The organism is Methylobacillus rhizosphaerae, assembly GCF_900187985.1.
Taxonomy (GTDB): Bacteria; Pseudomonadota; Gammaproteobacteria; order Burkholderiales; family Methylophilaceae; genus Methylobacillus; species Methylobacillus rhizosphaerae.
The window spans coordinates 137,229-155,270 of record NZ_FZOA01000004.1 but is presented as its reverse complement, the minus strand read 5'-3'; the positions used below and the strand labels follow the sequence as shown (position 1 = coordinate 155,270).

Annotated in this window: 18 protein-coding genes and 1 riboswitch; of the genes, 11 read left to right on the top strand and 7 right to left on the bottom strand. The window is 54.6% G+C overall.

Annotated elements, in window-relative coordinates; genetic code table 11:
- Nucleotides 1-48: 48 nt before the first annotated feature.
- The 4 genes from CHB59_RS05800 to CHB59_RS05785 are packed head-to-tail and all read left to right on the top strand — an operon-like array spanning nucleotide 49 to nucleotide 2,751.
- A complete protein-coding gene (locus CHB59_RS05800; protein WP_089375292.1) occupies nucleotides 49-843 on the top strand; it encodes a quinoprotein dehydrogenase-associated SoxYZ-like carrier in 795 nt (264 codons plus the stop codon).
- A gap of 32 nt (nucleotides 844-875) precedes the next feature.
- Nucleotides 876-1,151 carry a DUF4242 domain-containing protein gene (locus tag CHB59_RS05795; RefSeq protein ID WP_089375291.1) on the top strand — a complete coding sequence of 92 codons (276 nt, stop codon included), beginning with the start codon at nucleotides 876-878 and terminating at the stop codon, nucleotides 1,149-1,151.
- Nucleotides 1,151-1,498 carry a c-type cytochrome gene (locus CHB59_RS05790; RefSeq protein WP_089375290.1) on the top strand — a complete coding sequence of 116 codons (348 nt, stop codon included), beginning with the start codon at nucleotides 1,151-1,153 and terminating at the stop codon, nucleotides 1,496-1,498. Before CHB59_RS05795 ends, CHB59_RS05790 begins: the two co-directional genes overlap by 1 nt.
- The gene (locus CHB59_RS05785; protein WP_089375289.1) at nucleotides 1,495-2,751 is read left to right on the top strand and encodes an NAD(P)/FAD-dependent oxidoreductase; all 1,257 of its coding nucleotides are present in this window, start codon (nucleotides 1,495-1,497) and stop codon (nucleotides 2,749-2,751) included. The genes CHB59_RS05790 and CHB59_RS05785 overlap by 4 nt, the downstream gene beginning before the upstream one ends.
- 1 nt (nucleotide 2,752) lies before the next feature.
- On the opposite strand, the gene CHB59_RS05780 is transcribed toward CHB59_RS05785, so the two are convergent.
- Both CHB59_RS05780 and CHB59_RS05775 read right to left on the bottom strand, forming a co-directional pair.
- Nucleotides 2,753-3,661, bottom strand: coding sequence for a DMT family transporter (locus CHB59_RS05780; RefSeq protein WP_089375288.1), 909 nt, complete (start codon nucleotides 3,659-3,661; stop codon nucleotides 2,753-2,755).
- Nucleotides 3,662-3,676: 15 nt separating this feature from the next.
- Complete coding sequence (locus tag CHB59_RS05775) at nucleotides 3,677-4,591, bottom strand: LysR family transcriptional regulator (RefSeq protein WP_089375287.1); 915 nt, start codon at nucleotides 4,589-4,591, stop codon at nucleotides 3,677-3,679.
- A gap of 106 nt (nucleotides 4,592-4,697) precedes the next feature.
- On the opposite strand from CHB59_RS05775, the gene CHB59_RS05770 reads away from it, so the two are divergent.
- Nucleotides 4,698-5,561 (top strand): pirin family protein, encoded by an 864-nt coding sequence (locus tag CHB59_RS05770; protein WP_089375286.1) that lies wholly within the window; start codon nucleotides 4,698-4,700, stop codon nucleotides 5,559-5,561.
- A gap of 45 nt (nucleotides 5,562-5,606) precedes the next feature.
- Nucleotides 5,607-6,230: an isochorismate family cysteine hydrolase YcaC gene (ycaC, locus tag CHB59_RS05765; RefSeq protein ID WP_089375285.1), complete on the top strand. Its 624-nt coding sequence runs from the start codon at nucleotides 5,607-5,609 to the stop codon at nucleotides 6,228-6,230.
- 111 nt (nucleotides 6,231-6,341) lie between these two features.
- On the opposite strand, the gene CHB59_RS05760 is transcribed toward ycaC, so the two are convergent.
- Together CHB59_RS05760 and CHB59_RS05755 are read right to left on the bottom strand one after the other, a co-directional pair.
- On the bottom strand, nucleotides 6,342-6,671 hold the full coding sequence (locus tag CHB59_RS05760) for a hypothetical protein (RefSeq protein WP_089375284.1): 330 nt from the start codon (nucleotides 6,669-6,671) through the stop codon (nucleotides 6,342-6,344).
- A gap of 111 nt (nucleotides 6,672-6,782) precedes the next feature.
- Complete coding sequence (locus CHB59_RS05755) at nucleotides 6,783-7,373, bottom strand: cysteine hydrolase family protein (protein WP_089375283.1); 591 nt, start codon at nucleotides 7,371-7,373, stop codon at nucleotides 6,783-6,785.
- Between the two features lie 124 nt (nucleotides 7,374-7,497).
- Between CHB59_RS05755 and waaA the strand changes: the two genes are divergently transcribed.
- Nucleotides 7,498-8,772, top strand: coding sequence for a lipid IV(A) 3-deoxy-D-manno-octulosonic acid transferase (gene waaA / locus CHB59_RS05750; RefSeq protein ID WP_089375282.1), 1,275 nt, complete (start codon nucleotides 7,498-7,500; stop codon nucleotides 8,770-8,772).
- Nucleotides 8,773-8,779: 7 nt separating this feature from the next.
- Here the strand turns inward: waaA and CHB59_RS05745 are convergent, their stop codons facing one another.
- From CHB59_RS05745 to CHB59_RS05735, 3 genes are all read right to left on the bottom strand, one after another.
- Complete coding sequence (locus CHB59_RS05745; protein ID WP_089375281.1) at nucleotides 8,780-9,337, bottom strand: isochorismatase family protein; 558 nt, start codon at nucleotides 9,335-9,337, stop codon at nucleotides 8,780-8,782.
- Nucleotides 9,338-9,351: 14 nt separating this feature from the next.
- Nucleotides 9,352-10,713 carry a TolC family outer membrane protein gene (locus CHB59_RS05740; RefSeq protein ID WP_089375280.1) on the bottom strand — a complete coding sequence of 454 codons (1,362 nt, stop codon included), beginning with the start codon at nucleotides 10,711-10,713 and terminating at the stop codon, nucleotides 9,352-9,354.
- 148 nt (nucleotides 10,714-10,861) lie between these two features.
- Nucleotides 10,862-11,518, bottom strand: coding sequence for a protein-L-isoaspartate O-methyltransferase family protein (locus CHB59_RS05735; protein ID WP_179212082.1), 657 nt, complete (start codon nucleotides 11,516-11,518; stop codon nucleotides 10,862-10,864).
- 210 nt (nucleotides 11,519-11,728) lie between these two features.
- A riboswitch (TPP riboswitch) is annotated at nucleotides 11,729-11,849 on the top strand.
- 76 nt (nucleotides 11,850-11,925) lie between these two features.
- On the opposite strand from CHB59_RS05735, the gene thiC reads away from it, so the two are divergent.
- The 4 genes from thiC to CHB59_RS05715 all read left to right on the top strand — a co-directional run bounded on the left by thiC (nucleotide 11,926) and on the right by CHB59_RS05715 (nucleotide 18,012).
- Nucleotides 11,926-13,812, top strand: coding sequence for a phosphomethylpyrimidine synthase ThiC (gene thiC, locus CHB59_RS05730; RefSeq protein ID WP_089375279.1), 1,887 nt, complete (start codon nucleotides 11,926-11,928; stop codon nucleotides 13,810-13,812).
- Between the two features lie 207 nt (nucleotides 13,813-14,019).
- A complete protein-coding gene (locus CHB59_RS05725) occupies nucleotides 14,020-14,505 on the top strand; it encodes a sigma-70 family RNA polymerase sigma factor (protein WP_245835055.1) in 486 nt (161 codons plus the stop codon).
- Entirely contained in the window at nucleotides 14,506-15,483 is a 978-nt protein-coding gene (locus tag CHB59_RS05720; protein ID WP_089375277.1) for a FecR domain-containing protein, read from the top strand. It abuts the gene before it with no gap.
- Between the two features lie 87 nt (nucleotides 15,484-15,570).
- Nucleotides 15,571-18,012, top strand: a complete 2,442-nt coding sequence (locus CHB59_RS05715; RefSeq protein ID WP_089375276.1) for a TonB-dependent siderophore receptor — start codon at nucleotides 15,571-15,573, stop codon at nucleotides 18,010-18,012.
- Nucleotides 18,013-18,042 lie beyond the last annotated feature (30 nt).

Here is an 18,042-nt window from a genome sequence, read left to right as displayed (position 1 = left end):
TAACATACCAACTGGTCGGTATTTTATAGAATAGGCAGGATAAAGCAAATGATGACACGCGTATTCCTGGGATGTTTGATGGCTGTGGGTCTGATGTTGTCCGCAGCGGGGCATGCCGAGGTCAATGACCAGAAATGGCAGAGCATGCAGCATGACATGTTCCAGGGGAAAACTCTCGAACAGGGAGACTTTATCAGGATTACAGCACCCAAGCGTGCCGAGAGTGGCGCTCAGGTGCCCTTCTCTTTCTCTGTCGATTACCCAATGACGGAGCAGCAGTATGTCAAGGCCGTCACTGTTGTTGTGGATGCCAATCCGGTGCCCCTGGCAGCGGTTTTCCACTTCAATCCGAAGAGTGGCAAGGCTGAGATCGCAACACGTATCCGGCTGGAGACAGATTCACTGGTACATGTGGTGGCAGAAACCAGTGACGGGAAGTTGTACGTCAATGCAGCGGCAGTCCGGGCCAGTGGCGGTTGTGGTGGCGCGGTGGATGGTGATGAGGAAGAGGCCAAGCGCAATGCTGGCAAAATGCGGCTGGCGCTGGATAGTGAGGATACTGAGCAGGATCTGCGTCATGTCAAGTTGCAGATCAAGCACCCCATGTTCACGGGTCTGCAACGCGACCTGGTTTCACAAGGTTTCCGTCCTGCGTTCTATATCAGCAAGATCGATGTGCAATACAACGGTGAACCTGTGTTGCAGGCTGATACTTATATCGGTATCAGCGAAGACCCCAATATTCGTTTTCCCTTGATTGTCGAGCGGGATGGTATGCTTACCGTCACGATTCATGACAATGAAGATAACGAATTCAGCCAGAATCTGGCAGTAAAACGTTAATTACCCATTATTCATGACAGGAGATCAATACGATGCCGAAATTTATCATTGAACGCGAACTACCCGGTGCTGGCAGCCTGGGCAATGCGGACTTGCAAGGTGTATCAGCCAAATCCTGCAGTGTGCTGAAAGCACTTGGGCCGGAAATCCAGTGGGTGGAAAGCTATGTGACAGATGACAAGATCTATTGCGTGTATATTGCCCCTTCCGAAGAGCTGATACGTCAGCATGCCAGCGAAGGCGGTTTCCCTGCCAATCGCATTTCGCAGATCAAGCGCATGATAGACCCGACGACAGCAGAATCCTGATGCGCATCATCCTGACAGTGCTGCTCAGCCTGGTGGGGGTGACTCCACTGACTATGGCGGGCCAGGCGGATAGTCATATACGCTCGTTGGCTGCGTCCTGTGCAGCCTGTCATGGATATGAAGGAAAAAGCCAGGGCGAGACACCCAGCTTGGCTGGCATGCCGCCTGACCAGTTTCTTGACCGTATGCGGCATTATCGCGATATGGACGATGATGGCAGCGTGATGAACCAGCATGCCAAAGGCCTGACCCGGGAAGAAATCTCCTTACTGGCTGGTTACTTTGCCTGTGTAGTGCCGGATGGTACGGCCTGTAATACATATCGCCAGAAAGCAGACGGACAATGAAGCGTCGCAGTTTCAATCAATTAATGCTAGCCGGCTTAATACTGCCCGGGATGTGGCGCAATATAGCCAGTGCTGGCGGCGCGCCACGGGTTGTGGTCGTGGGTGCCGGCTTTGCCGGGGCGACAGTCGCCAAGTACCTGCGGCTCTGGAGCCAGGGGCGTGTGGAAGTCACCGTGATTGAACCTGGCAGTGGTTTTGTCTCCTGCCCGGTCAGTAATCTGGTGTTGGGTGGCAGCAGGCAGATACAGGATATTTCACGTTCCTACGATGTGCTCAGGCAGCATGGTATTCAAATGCGGCAGGCGAGCGTGACGCAGATTGATGCCGGGAAGCGACAGCTCAAGCTGGATGATGGTACTCACCTGGGTTATGACAAGCTGGTACTGGCACCCGGGATCAGCTTTGACTACAGCCATCTGAATGCCGTGACCGGGCTGGATTTACAGCAGCACTTCCTGCATGCATGGAAGGCCGGGGCACAGACTGTCGCCTTGAAGCAGCAATTGCAGGCTATGCCCGATGGTGGTGTGTTTGCCCTGACGGTGCCTGCCCTGCCTTATCGTTGTCCACCAGGGCCGTATGAACGCGCGTGCCAGGTGGCCTATTACCTCAAACAGCACAAGCCACGCTCCAAGGTGCTGGTGCTGGATGCCAACCCGGCCATTACGTCCAAGCGCGCCTTGTTCGAGAAAGCCTGGGCAGAGCTTTATCCCGGCATGATTGAATACCAGCCAGTCAGTGAGCTGAAGCAGATAGACCCGGCCCAGCGTATGGTGCGCACCACCTTTGATACATTCAGGTTTGATGTGCTCAACCTGATTCCGCCACAGACGGCGGGCAGGATTGCGCTGGATAATGGGCTGGCCAATGCAGAGGGGCGCTGGTGTGATGTGGACTATGTCAGCTATGAATCAAAACAGGCGCAGCATATCCATATCCTCGGAGATGCCCTGGATTCCGGCTTACCCAAATCGGCACATATTGCGACCTCTGAAGCCAAGGTGTGCGCCAGCGCCATCATTGATATCCTGGCCGGACAGGCGCCTGACCCGGCACCAGTGTTCGCCAATACCTGCTACAGCTATGTCAGCGCAGATGAAGCCATGCATGTAGCCAATGTATATCGATACGATGAGAAAAGCAGGGAAATGAAACCCGCTCCCGGCGGCGGCGTTTCAAAGCAGCATTCCGCAGGTGAAGCGCGTGAAGCACGGTCATGGGCCAGCAATATCTGGCACGACGCGCTGGGTTGAGCTAGGCTCGGTTTGACAGGAACAAGCCTCCCAGAATTGCCGTGATACCGACAATATGGAACAGGTGCAGGTTTTCCCCCAGCAATGCCACTGATAACAGGCTGCCAAATACCGGCATCAGGTGAATAAACAGTCCCGCACGTGCCACGCCAGCATATGCCACGCCCAGTGTATACAGCGTATAGGCAATCACCGATGGGAAGATGCCGACATATGCCAGTGCCAGCCAGACCTCGTGGTTCCATTGCGGTGTGATGCCATGCACATGCTCCCACAGAAACAGTGGCACCAGCAGGATCATGGCCAGGATGATCTGTATGCCCATGAGCCCCAGGCGGTTGATGCTGGCCGGGATATCGCGCAACCAGAGTGTATAGAACGCCCAGCACACCATGGCCAGAAAAATAATGAGGTCGCCGCTGGAGAACTCCAGCCTGAGCAATCGCGCCCATTCTCCGTGCAGGATGATGGTGAGCACGCCACACAATGACAAAGCCAGGCCAATGACTTGCCAAATATGCAGGCGCAGGCGATAGAACAAGGCACCGAACAGCAGAATCAGCATCGGGATGCAGGAGTTGAGCAGAGTGCCATTGGTGGCGGTAGTGAAATGCAGCCCGCTGTAAACCAGGGTATTGAATGCTGCTACTCCGGCCAGTGAAACTGCCAGCAGGCGCCAGCGATACTGCCAATAAAGTGGGTAGTCGCGCCGCATGGCCGGGTAGGCAAATGGCAGAAGGCAGCACAAGGCGATCAGCCAGCGGCCCAGTGACAGGGTAAACGGCGGGATTTCCGAATGCACTGCCCTGCCGACAACAAAATTGCCGGCCCAGAACAGCGGGGGCAGGACCAGGATCAGGAAAAGTGTCAGCGCAGATGGCCTGGATGGCGAGGTGGCAGGTATCGACATGGCAGACAGTATAAGTTACTTGATGGGGAATGCATCCTGTTCATGGCTGAACCATGCGCCCAGTTCACGCTGTGCGATGTCGATGAACGCGCGCAACTTGGGAGGCATGAAACGCTGGCGTGGATATACCAGGTGTACGGCGTCCTGCTGTGCCTGCCATGCAGGCAATATCCGCTTCAGTTCACCGGTAATGAGGCCGGGTTTGCAGAAATAAGTCGGCAGCAATGCCACACCCTGCCCGTTCAGGGTCATATGGCGCACGATTCCGATGCTGTTGGCCATGGTAACGTTCTTGAGGGGAATGGTGATGCTGTCGTCACCTTGCCTGAAAGTCCAGGTATCCCGGCCCATGGGGCTGAATTGCAGACAGTGATGCTGATTCAGGTCCTGGGGCGTGAGCAAAGGCGGTGCCTGGTCAAGATAATGCTGGCTGGCGAATAACGCCCAGCAGGCTGTGCCCAATGGCTTGGCAACCAGGCTGGAATCACGCAGCTCACCTGTCCTGATGGCTGCATCTATTCCTTCGGCGACCAGGTCCACATAACGCTCTGTCAGTACCAGCTCCATGGCGATGGCTGGATATTGTGTCTGTACCTGCTGGATCAGCCCTGCCAGCAAACTGTCGCCAAGATCGGCAGGTGCTGTGATCCTGAGCCTGCCTTGTGGCTCTTGCCTGCTGGCATCAATCGCCGCTTCGGCTTCCAGCATGTAGCCCAGCCCCAACGCAGCATGATCGAAATAAGCCTGGCCGGCTTCGGTCAGGTTCAGGCGCCGGGTGGTGCGTTGCAGTAGCGTGACGCCCAGGCGCCGCTCAAGCCGCGCAACGCGGGTGCTGATGGTGGAAACGGGTAGTTGCAGCTGCCTGGCTGCTGCGCTGAAACCACCTGCCTGTACTACTTTCACGAATACCGCAGCTTCGTTCAAGTCCACAATTATTCCATTAAATGAAAAGTAATTTCATATTTAACCATCTAGTGCGGTAAAAGTCTTGTCTTTATAGTGGGAGACATCAACATTCATTGCAGGAGACAACATCATGAAAAAACTTGCATTCATCAAACGCAGCAATGGTCGTCATTGGGTCGGAGATGGTTTCCCTGTGCAGAGTATTTTCTCCTATCGTGATATTCACGAGGAAATGTCACCGTTCCTGCTCATGGATTATGCCGGTCCTGCCAATTTCGAGCCTACCGAGAAACGCCGTGGTGTCGGGCAGCATCCACACCGTGGCTTCGAGACCGTGACCATCGTCTATGACGGGCAGGTATCGCATCATGACTCCACTGATTCAGGCGGCACTATAGGTCCTGGCGATGTGCAGTGGATGACAGCCGGCTCAGGTATTGTGCATGAAGAGTACCATGGCGATGACTATGCCAAAACCGGCGGTGCGTTCGAAATGATTCAGCTCTGGGTCAACCTGCCTGCCAGGGACAAGATGACCAAGCCGGGCTATCAGAGTATTACGCAGCAGCAAATCCCGGAAATCGCACTGCCAGGCCATGCAGGCACGGTGCGCGTAATCGCCGGGGAATATGCCGGCAACCAGGGTCCTGCCCGTACTTTCAGCCCGGTGAACGTCTGGGATGTGCGATTGAATGCCGGTAGTACCACGGCATTCACATTGCCTGAAGGTCACACCACTGCCATCTTTGTCCTGCATGGTGCAGTTGGCGTGGGGGATGTGCATACCATCCGTCCGGAAGAGCTGGCAGTCATGCAGCGCGAAGGCAGCGAGCTGGTGCTGGAAGCGCAGCAGGATACGACTTTGTTACTGTTGAACGGGGCGCCATTGAATGAACCTGTGGTTGGCCATGGCCCCTTCGTCATGAATTCCTGGGAGGAAATCGACCAGGCAATCAGTGACTATAACAATGGTCGTTTTGTCTCTGCTGCTTGATGACCTGGAATAGACAACATTTTTTGATGAAAAGAGGAGAAACCCATGAATAAGCCTTATGTACGCCTCGATCGTGATAATGCTGCAGTATTGCTGGTGGATCACCAGGCGGGATTGTTATCCCTGGTGCGGGATATTGAACCGGACAAATTCAAGAACAATGTATTGGCGCTGGCGGATGCCGCCAGGTATTTCAATCTGCCAACCATCCTGACCACCAGTTTCGAGACCGGCCCCAATGGCCCGCTGGTCCCTGAGCTGAAAGCGCTGTTCCCGGATGCGCCTTATATCGCGCGGCCGGGACAGATCAATGCCTGGGATAACGAGGACTTCGTCAAGGCCATCAAGGCGACTGGCAAAAAGCAATTGATCATTGCCGGGGTGGTGACGGAAGTCTGTGTGGCCTTCCCTGCCCTGTCTGCCATTGAGGAAGGCTATGAAGTGTTCGTGATTACGGATGCTTCCGGCACTTTCAATGCCATGACCCGCGATGCTGCCTGGGAGCGCATGACGGCAGCTGGTGCACAACTGCTGACCTGGTTTGGCGCAGCCTGTGAGCTGCACCGCGACTGGCGACGTGATATCGAAGGCCTGGGTGCGTTGTTCTCCAACCATATTCCCGATTACCGCAATCTCATGACGGCATACGACACACATACCACTAAGTGAAGTTGAGAAACCGGCACGTGCAAGTTTGTACGTGCCGGTTTTGCAAAATCAGCAGGACATTTCCACGCATGCTTCATGCCTGCTCATGTCAGGCGAAGCAGCGCTATCCGCTTAATGGGATTTTTGTAACATGTCCTTGTTCGGCAGTATCTTGCCGTTGGTATATGTCCGGTACAGGGTAATGGCGGCTTCGCGCAGTTGAGTGGCATCCGTGCTCAGGGCGGGGTGTGTCAGCGACTCTTCCTTGAGTTTATAAACCGGTTGTAATTCCAGATTGTTGAGGGAGGACAGCGATTCAAATGTCACGTGACCGATGACAGCATCCTCCTGATAGAAATTCACATTGAATATCTGCCGGACACTGATGTCGATGATGCTGCCGTTTTCCAGTGTGATGCGCTGGTCGCGTTTGTTCAGGGGCTGGATATTCAGGATGGGCATGGGCACTGGGTCCTTTGTACAGTATCTGGTGGGTTGTGCAGTCGTGATGCCGGGCATTATGGTGAAAAATGCCCGGCTGGAACAGACGCAGAATATGACTGGATATGCAGATCAGATGACTTCGTCCACATCCGTGGCAATGGCGGCATACAGGTCGCGCGTGGCAGCCAGTGCAGCAGCATGTACCTGGGATGCCGGAATTAGTTTGCCATCTGCACCAGGCAGGGCACGGGTTGCCGTGGCGTTGGCTACAACGGTAGGGGCGTAGCCTAGATTGAAACCACCGTGTGCGGTGGAATTGATACACATATGTGTCATGAACCCAGCCAGGACAATATTCTTGACGTTCTGTGCTTTCAGTACTTCATCCAGCGTGGTGGCGCAGAACGAGTTGGGATAGTGCTTGGTAATCACGGTTTCACCTTCCACTGGAGCCACGATGTCTGCAATCTGGCCAATGCGGGCACGAATGTCATAAGGGCTGCCCTCACCTGCATCATGCTGGATATGAATGACAGGTACCGAGAGCGCCCGTGCCCGGTCCAGCAGCCGCCTTGCCTGTACCAGTGCGTCTTCCACGCCTTCGAGCTGCATGATGCCTTCACGATAGGTGTTCTGGCAGTCAATCAGGATCAGGGTCGCATCGGCCAGCCTGGAGGGTGTGTGTCCCAGACCCAGCAAATCGCGCAGTGTGGTGCTCATGATTCAATCTCCCGTCATCGATCAAGGTGACATACTGACCTTTTTAACGAAAGTTTTCAAACCTGCGTGATAGTGGCTGGGGCGATGCATACACCTGGCATGAGATTCATGAGAAAATCGCACCATGTCACGAACCATCTATTCCCTGCTGATTTATCTGCTATTGCCATTTGCCCCCTTGCGCCTGTTATGGCGTGGCCTACGTCAGCGTGAGTACCTGCAGCACTGGGGTGAGCGTTTTGGTTTCTTCTCGGTGCCGGTATCCGGGCCGGTGATCTGGATGCATTGTGTGTCCGTCGGCGAAACCAGAGGAGCTGCACCGCTGATCAGGGAGTTGCAGCAACGTTATCCCAAACACCAGATCCTGTTCACCCACGCCACGCCTACAGGCCGCGATGCTGGGCAGCAGCTGTTTGGCGATCAAGTCCTGCGCTGCTACTTGCCCTACGATACGCCGGGTGCCGTGGCGCGTTTCCTGCAACATTTCCAGCCCAGCCTGGGATTGCTGATGGAAACCGAACTCTGGTTCAATCTGATTGCTGGCTGCAAGGTGCGCAATATTCCCCTGTTGCTGGTGAATGCACGCTTGTCGGAAAAATCTGCCCGTGGCTATGCTCGGCTGGGGGCGGTCGTCAGTGACGGCTTGCGCGAGTTGACCGCAATTGCCGCCCAGACAGCACAGGATGCCAGCCGTTTGCAGGCACTGGCTGGCGGAGAAGATGGGGAAAATGCACTGGCGGTCGAAGTGGCGGGTAACCTGAAATTTGATGTGACACCACCTGCATCTGCAGCAGCATCGGGAGATGAGTTGCGCCACCTTTTCGGCAGAAATCGTGCCGTATTCCTGGCAGCCAGTACCCGTGATGGTGAAGAATCCATGATCCTGGATGCCGTGGCCGCTGCTGCTGTTCCCCGCTTGCTAACCGTGATTGTGCCACGCCATCCCCAGCGGTTTGACGAGGTCGCCAACCTGTTGACGCGCCGGGGCATCCATTTTGTCAGGCGTTCACGGCTGGATACCGGCGTACCTGCCAATGTGCAGGTGGTGCTGGGAGACAGCATGGGAGAGATGTTTACGTACTATGCTGCTTGCGATGTGGCATTTATCGGTGGCAGTTTGCAGCCATTGGGTGGGCAGAACCTGATCGAGGCGGCTGCGATGAGCAAGCCAGTATTGATCGGGCCACATACCTTCAATTTTGCGGCGGCCACGGAAATGGCAGTGGCTGCGCATGCTGCCTGGCAGGTGCGTGATATTGCTGGCCTGGCTGCTGCGTTGCAACGCTTGTATGGTGATCCGGAATTACGGCAGACCATGAGCTGGAAGGCGCTGGAGTTCAGTACCAGCGCTGGTGGGGCAACGCAACGTGTGGTCGAGATGGTGTCGCGTTACTTGTAACAGCCTCTTATCGAACGAGCCGGGAGATGGCTTTGAACGTCTCCCCTTCGGCAACGCCCAGCCATTCAAATACGATGGATTCCGTATTGCTTACCATAATGCCGGCTTGGCGCAGCCTGTGTATGGCATTGTCCTTGTTGAGCGGGTTGCGGGAAAGCACGGCATCCTCGGCAAGGATGACCTGGTAGCCCTGCTGTTGCATATCCAGTGCGGTTTGCAACACGCAGATATGTGCTTCCATGCCGGTCAGGATAATCTGCTGGCGTGCAACGTCCAGCGACTGGCGGAATTCTGGCACTGCCTGGGCAGAGAAGGCAACTTTCTCGATATGGGCGGCATCTGGTGTCAATTTGCTGAGATTATGCAGGGTACTCCCCAATCCTTGCGGGTATTGCTCAGTATAAGTGACGGGAATCTCCAGTAACTGGGCAGCCTGGAGCAGGATGCTGCAATTGCGGACCAGGGAGAGCATGGCATTGGCTTCCATTGCGGCTGCAAGTTTCTCCTGGACGTCGATGACAAGCAGCTGGCTTTGCGCGCGTATGGCGAGGTGGGCGTAGGACATGACATGGACTCCGGTTATGGCGATGGATCGTTGGCTAGCACCAATCGCTCATTGACTTCAGCAAGGTCGCCTTCATTCAGCAGGCCGACTGCAGACTTGAGCCGCAACACGTTCAGGAGATAGTTATAGCGTGACTGCAGCAAGTCCCGCTTGGCCGTGAAAAGTTGTTGTTGCGCGTTGAGGACATCCACACTGTTGCGCACACCGACTTCATAACCCAGGTTGGTCGAATCAAGCTGGCTCTGGCTGGAATTGAGCGCCTGTTCGTAGGCCTGCACCTGGGCTACGCTGCCAGTGAGATTCAGGTAGGCCTGGCGTGCATCGAGCTCCACTTGCCTGCGAGCCGCTTCCACTTCATCAGCCGCTTTCTGCTGATTGGCAACCGCCTCCCTGATGCGTGAGGAAACGGCGCCCCCTTGATACAGCGGGATATTGAGCTTGAGCCCGATCGTGGCATTCTGCAGGTCGCTGCCAAAGCCGTTGGCGCTGCCGCCAGCACGGGTATCAGTATAGCTGCCGACCATATCAAGCGTGGGCCAGTGGCCTGCATTCATGCGATCCACCTCCTGTGTGGCAAGGCGCAGTGCCTCCTGCTGAATGCTGAGCGACAGATTGTTCTGTTCGGCCAGTGTGACCCATTGTTCCATATCCAGTGGCTGTGGCGGACGTGTCTGCAGGTCCTGGCGCACAGTGGCCAATCGTGTGGGCAGGCGGCCAATAATGGCCTGTACGCTGCGCTTCCGCACTTCGTAGTCGTTGAGTAGCGTGATTTCCTGTGCCTTGAGCAGGTCATACCTTGCCTGGGCCTCGTTGACATCCGTAATGGTGGCAGTCCCTACCTCGAAGTTGGCTTTTGCCTGTTCCAACTGTTGTGAGATTGCGGCTTTCTGGCTATTGAGCAGATCAATCTGGTCCTGCGCGATCAATACATCGAAATAGGCCTGTGCGCTGCGCAGCATCAGGTCCTGTTGCGCCAGTATCAATTGTTTGTCCGCCTGGGAAACCTGGGTTTGCGCCTGTTTGTATTGCACCCAGTTCTCCTTGCGTAGAATGGGTTGCGTAAAATTCACCCCCATGCCGAACACTTCAAAGGATTCATGTCCTGCATTACGGAACACGGCATTCTGTCCCAGATAGCGGATGTCAGTTTCGGAGTGGCTGGCATCAGTCGTGAAATTGACAGTGGGACGGTACAGCGCCTTGCCCTGTTCAATTTTTTCCTGCATGGCCAGGTTGCCATGCCTGGCTGCAGACAGGGTGGGATCACTGGATATGGCTATTTCATAGATATCCAGCAGGTTCTGCCCTTTTTCTGCATGTGCCGTATTGCTGATGGCGAGTGCAAGCAATGGAATAAAAAAACTGGCTAGTTTCATGTTCTCGATCCTGGATCAGCTGACATGGCTGCTAAATACAATGGATTGGTCGAGACGCATTCTAACCCGATACCGGGCACAGAGGACAACAGGATCAAGCTGTTGGAACAGTATGCGCAGACAACGCGAGTGTTATCCGCGCATATGGTCAGAAGGCAAACTGTTGCGGCTGGGGAGCGTTTTCCAGTGGTGGCAGGCAGGTCTCGAAAATTACATCCTGGCGGAAGCTTTCCTCATTGATGCGCCGGATCAAGGTGGCTTCCATGACGGGAGGCTGGCCGATGACAGCAAACAGCCGGCCATTCATGCGCAGGTGCTGTGTCGCTTCTGGCGGCAGCGCCAGGGAGCCGGTGAAGACGATGACATCATACGTGTCATTGCCATGCCAGGTGTTGACGCCATCCCCTACATGCAGCGTGACATTCTGTATACCTTGCTGCACCAGTTTCTCATGGGCCTGGCGGCTTAACTCGGCATTGATTTCGATACTGTGGACTTCATGTGCCAAGGATGCCAGCAAGGCCGTGAAATAACCGCTGCCCGTACCAATTTCCAGTACCTTGTCTGTGGGCTGGATGGCGAGTGCCTGCAGGATGCGGCCTTCCATTTTCGGGGAAAGCATGGTCTGCCCGGCGCCAATCGGGATCTCGATATCGGCAAATGCCAAACCACGATACTGGTCCGGGACGAATTGCTCACGGGGCACCCGGCTCAACAGGTCCAGTACTGTGCCATCCAGAACCTCCCAGGGGCGGATCTGCTGTTCGATCATGTTGAAGCGGGCTTGTTCTACATCGTGGTGCATCACATTATCCATCACATGGGTATCAGTTTGCCGATTATAGCGCCCGCAGGTAGAGATTCAAGATAAACCCTTCGCAGAGTGCAGGAAATGTAATATTGATGGTGGGCGCACACTTTCGCTGGCACCCATGTATGACAGGGAATATTCAGCCAGTTGTTTGATATCGGTGCCGAATGTGCTTGATTCCATCATGGATTTAACGTAAATTTTACCCATCGCTAGGGGTCTACTGTCATTGTCTTCGACTGAGTTGAAGACAGGATGGTAGTGAGAGTTACCCTTTGAACCTGACGTGGATTATCCCACCGTAGGGAAGCGGATGCAGGTTTCAATGGGTTTCCCTGTCTGGTGTTCTTCCAGCAACCTTGAAGCTTCGCGCGCTCCCTGCTTTTTTCTGGAGCATTGTAATGAACGCCATTGACAAGAATCAGCACGAGAAATTCCTCAACGCAACCGCAGAGGTTGACCCAGGCACAACGCAGCCATTCACCAATTCCCGCAAGATTTATGTCACAGGTTCACGCCCTGACATCCGTGTACCGTTCCGTGAAATCAGCTTGTCTGATACGCCATCGGCATTTGGTGCGGAAAAGAACCCGCCTGTGGTGGTGTACGATACTTCCGGACCTTATACCGATCCTGACGTCCGGATTGATATCCGTAATGGCCTGCCTGCGCTGCGAGCTGGCTGGATTGCCGAGCGTCATGATACCGAGCAACTGGACGGCCCGACTTCAGCGTATGGGCATGAACGCCAGACAGACCCCAAATTGGCTGATATGCGCTTCAACCTGACGCGCAAGCCATTGCGTGCAAAGGCGGGCAGGAATGTGTCGCAGATGCACTATGCGCGCCAGGGCATTATCACTCCGGAGATGGAGTTCATTGCCATTCGCGAGAATCAGCGCCGTGAAGGCATGAGCGAGCTGCTGCAAACCCAGCATGCAGGCCACCATTTTGGCGCCAGCATCCCTCAGGTCATCACTCCCGAATTCGTGCGGGATGAGGTAGCGCGTGGCCGCGCAATTATTCCTGCCAATATCAACCATCCTGAAATTGAGCCTATGATCATAGGCCGGAATTTCCTGGTCAAGATCAATGCCAATATTGGTAATTCCGCCATTTCCTCCAGTATCAACGAAGAGGTGGAAAAGATGGTCTGGGGTACACGCTGGGGTGGTGACACTGTGATGGACCTGTCCACAGGCAAGAATATCCATGAAACCCGTGAATGGATCATCCGTAATTCTCCCGTACCTATCGGTACCGTGCCCATCTACCAGGCACTGGAGAAAGTGAATGGCAAGGCCGAGGACCTCACCTGGGAAATCTTCCGCGATACCTTGATCGAACAGGCGGAACAAGGTGTGGATTACTTCACCATCCACGCTGGCGTGCGTCTGGCCTATATCCCGATGACAGCCAAGCGCATGACCGGCATTGTGTCACGCGGTGGCTCCATCATGGCGAAGTGGTGTCTGGCCCACCACAAGGAAAGCTTCCTCTATGAACATTTCGAGGATATCTGCGAGATCATGAAGGCATACGATGTCAGCTTCTCACTGGGGGATGGATTGCGGCCAGGTTCCATTTATGACGCCAACGACGAAGCCCAGTTTGCTGAATTGAGGACACTGGGTGAGCTGACCCAGATTGCCTGGAAACATGATGTCCAGTGCATGATTGAAGGGCCGGGTCATGTGCCCATGCATATGATCAAGGAAAATATGGACCTGCAGCTTGAACATTGCGGCGAAGCGCCTTTTTATACCCTGGGGCCATTGACGACGGATATCGCGCCTGGCTACGACCATATCACTTCCGGGATCGGAGCGGCGATGATCGGTTGGTATGGCTGCGCCATGCTCTGCTATGTGACACCCAAGGAGCACCTGGGGCTGCCAGACAAGGAGGATGTGCGTGTTGGCATTGTCACCTACAAGATTGCGGCGCATGCGGCTGACCTTGCCAAGGGGCATCCCGGCGCGCAGATTCGTGACAATGCCTTGTCCAAGGCACGTTTCGAGTTCCGCTGGGATGACCAGTTCAATCTTGGCCTTGATCCGGAAAAAGCCAAGGAGTTCCATGATGAAACCTTGCCGCAGGAAGGTGCCAAGCAGGCGCACTTCTGTTCCATGTGCGGCCCGCATTTCTGCTCCATGAAAATTACCCAGGACGTACGGGATTATGCTGATAAGCTGGGGGTGGATGAGCAGGCAGCCCTGAATAAGGGCATGCAGGAAAAGGCGATTGAATTCGTCAAGCGTGGCAGTGAGGTTTACCAGAAGGTTTAATTCCATTATCAAGCAAATAGTAAAGGCACGCTACGCGTGCCTTTACTATGTCCGTGCCTCATATGATTGTCAGGAAAATCCTTGAAATAAAGGAGCCTGCAGCTGTTTTTCCAAATATTCCAGGGTTTCAATAAGAGTTGCATAGTACGTAATTTGATATATAATGATATTTATTCTCATTTGCAATGACGACACATCCTTTTTATCTTGGATACTTTCAAGGCTTTATATACTCACCACCATGGCTGGCTCAATAACTGGCTACGCAAGAAAATGGGTAACCAGTCTGATGCTGCCGACCTGGCGCAAGATACCTTCATGCGGGTTTTCCTGAGTGGCCACGTGGATAGCCTGCATGAGCCACGTGCTTTCCTGACTACAGTAGCAACTGGATTGTTATCCAATTTTCATCGTCGCAAGAAGCTGGAGCAGGCCTATCTTGAGGCGCTGCAATACTTGCCTGAGACGGAATCCCCTTCTCCTGAGGTAAAAATCATAATGTTGGAAACCTTGGTTGAGATTGATGGTCTGCTTGATCAACTGCCATATAAAGTACGTAGGGCGTTTCTATTGTCCCAACTCGACGGCATGAGCCAGGCAGAGATTGCCCGGGACTTGGATGTGTCAATATCCACGGTCAAGCGCTACATTGTGCAGGCGGTACAGCAATGTTGTTTTGGAGGAACGAACTAAATGGGGAACAAGTCAGAAGCAGCCATTTCCTCCAAAGTCAGCCGGGCAGCAGCTGAATGGCTAGTGGAATTACAGTCCGGACAGGTGAGCCAGGATATTCGTGAGCAATGGCAGGCTTGGAGAGCCGCGCACCCGGATCATGAGCGTGCCTGGCAGCATATTGAAATGCTGGGGGACAAGCTGGGCGGGTTGTCGCCTTCGGTGGCGCATGCGACGCTGGCACCGCGCGGATCGTTCAAGCGCAGGCGTGCCATCAAGACACTGGCCATGCTGCTGTTTGCAGGTGGCAGTGGCTGGGTTGTACAGGACAAGTTGCCGTGGTGGCAGCTGGGTGCCGATTACAGCACCAGTGTGGGCGAGCAGCAGCAAGTAGTGCTGGATGATGGCACAGTCGTGGAACTCAATTCTGCCAGTGCCATCAATGTGGCTTATACACCGCAGCAGCGTATTGTCATGTTGCTGCATGGGGAAATTCATATTGTCACGGCACATGATACGCAGATGCGGCCATTTCTTGTTGCCAGTGATCAGGGCAGCATGCAGGCACTGGGTACCCGTTTCACGGTGCGCCAGCTGACCAATGAAACGGATGGCCCTATCAGGATTGCTGTGCTGGAAGGTGCTGTGGAAGTGTCGCCCACTGATATGATGACCCGTGTACGCTTGCAGGCTGGCGAGCAACTGTCATTCAGCCGCCACATGGTCACGCCGGTTGAAACAGCAGTCCCGCATGATACGGCATGGCTGCAACGCATGCTGGTGGTTGATGATATGCCATTGGGCGAGTTCCTGGCAGAACTTGGACGCTACCGCAAGGGTAGTCTGGCTTGTGATGACAGTATCAAGGATCTCCGGGTCAGTGGTACCTATCCGCTGGAGGACACCGACAAGGTGATTGATATGCTGCGGCAGAGTCTGAAGCTGGAAGTGCGCATGCTGACGCGCTACTGGGTACGGTTGATGCCGGCCTTGGCATAAATTCTGCCCATTATTGAGCTGTTTTTGATTCTTGTGTGGCATTGGAAATAGAGCACCTGTTTTCATTCACATTTCAAGAGAAAATCAATGCAGCCACATCAAGCACCATTACGTCTGAGGCTGGGGCATAAGCTCCTGGCACAGGCACTTTCCACATTCCTCTTGTTCAGTACTCCCTTGTTGGCAACAACGACATGGGCGGAGACCGCCGCCAGGCAATACCAGATTCCTGCCGGTTCGCTCAAGGAGGCCTTGGCCCAGTTTGGCCGCGATGCGCAAATCATGCTGTCGTACAGCAATGATCTTGTTGCCGGGCTGCACAGTCATGGCGTGCAGGGTGCCAGCTCTGTGCGGGACGGCCTGGAGCAATTACTGGCGGGGACAGGCCTGGAAGCCGTAATGCAGGAAAGTGGCGGATATATATTACGCAAGGCAGCCCATCCATCTTCTGGCAGCACGGCGGGTGTGCTGGATGAGGTCAGCGTTAGTGCTGCCAAGGACCCTACTACGGAGAACACCGGCGCTTATACGACAAGTGCGACTGGCGCTTCTGCCAAGTTGCCCATGTCATTGCGCCATACACCACAATCGGTGAGTGTGATAACCCGCCAGCGCATGGATGACCAGAACCTGACCCAGTTGCAGGATGTGCTGGAGCAAACAGTCGGTATCAGTGTGGTGCAAAGCGGCTATGTGGGTGCCAACTGGAACACGTTCCAGTCTCGGGGATTCACTATCAATAACTATCTGGTGGATGGATTGCCGCTTGGAAGCGGTTTCCAGCAGATGACGAATGACATGGCTTTTTATGACCGGGTGGAAGTGTTGCGCGGTTCTTCGGGATTGATGGTGGGTATCGGCTCGCCTGGAGGCAGTATCAACTATATCCGTAAAAAACCTACCCGCGATTTCCAGGCGTCCGTTACTGCGCAAATGGGGTCATGGGATAATTATCGCGGCATGCTGGATATTTCCGGCCCGTTGAATGCTGATGGCGGCGTACGCGGGCGTATTGTGGCCGTCAAGCAGGACAGTGGTTCACACCTGGATCGCTACGGCCTGGAACGTGAGATGCTGTATGGCATTGTGGAAGCCGACCTGAGCCCTGAGACTCTGCTGACTGTCGGCGTGGAATACCAGAACCATGAAACGCATGATTCTCCCGAAGCCGGTTTGCCACTGTTTTACAGCGATGGCAGCCATACCAATTGGAAGCGCTCCAAGAACCCGGCTGCACGCTGGGCTGCCAGTGAAAATGAAAAGCTTGCTTTCTTTACTTCGCTGGAGCATTTTTTTGCTAATGACTGGCGCGCGAAAGTGCAGTTCAACCATATACGCCACAGTTACGACAGTATCATCGGTTCGGGCGGCTCAGGCAGTCTGGACAAAGATACCGGGAGTGGTATTTCATTGTGGGGTGGCCGCTGGAAGGCAGACCCAATAGAGCAGAATGCGCTGGATGTGTATGCCACTGGCCCATTCACCTTGGGTGGCCGCCAGCACGAACTGGTGTTTGGCATGAACTACTCCCATATCGAGCAGGACAATGATCCCTCATATTCGCTCTGGCATTATATTGCAGTGCCGAATTATGGCAGCTGGAACGGAAGTGTGGCGCAGCCTGATATGTCGCCAGTCGGGCGTTATTCTGATCTCACCCGCCAGTTCGGTGGCTACCTGACTGCGCGCTTCCATCCGACAGACCAGTTATCCATCCTGACAGGTGCCAGGGTCACCCACTGGCACCAGGCAACCGAGTCAGTGCCCTATACCGGGACCTCCAGTGCGACCAGTCGCTCTGAAACCGGCGTGCTAACACCTTATATCGCCGCAACCTATGATGTGACGGAGACAGCTTCGCTGTATGCCAGTTATACCAGGATCTTCAATCCGCAAAGCTACCGGGATCGCAATGGCAGCTACCTAGAACCTGAGGAAGGCAACAGTTATGAAGTGGGCGTGAAACATGCTTTTTATGGTGGTCGCCTCAATACCAGCCTGGGCTTGTTCAGGGTCGAGCAGGATAATCTCGCCGTACAGGATGGCAATTTCCTGGCCCCGGACGGCGGTGTGGCCTATCGTGCCGAGCAAGGCACTGTCACCAAGGGCTTTGAGGCCGAGGCCAATGGAGAGCTGGCGCCAGGCTGGCAAGTGAGTGGTGGTTATACCTTCCGTATTTCCCAGAACGCGGATGGTGACAAGGTGCAGACCGTCACGCCGCAGAACCTGTTCAAGTTGTTCACTACTTATACCCTGCCCGGTGCCTGGAATAAACTCACTGTCGGTGGTGGCGCCAACTGGCAGAGTCGCATCTATACCAATGACACCGGCCCCAACCAGGAGCGCTTCACGCAGGGCAGCTATGCGGTAGTCAATCTGATGGCGCGCTATCAGTTCGACGAGCATTTGTCGGCGGCGCTGAACGTGAACAATGTGTTCGACAAGGTCTATTACACCAATACCGCCGCAAACATGGGTTTCTATGGTACGCCGCGCAATGCCATGCTCACATTGAAATACCAGTTCTGAGTGCATGAACTGCCGATGCAGTGAGAATAC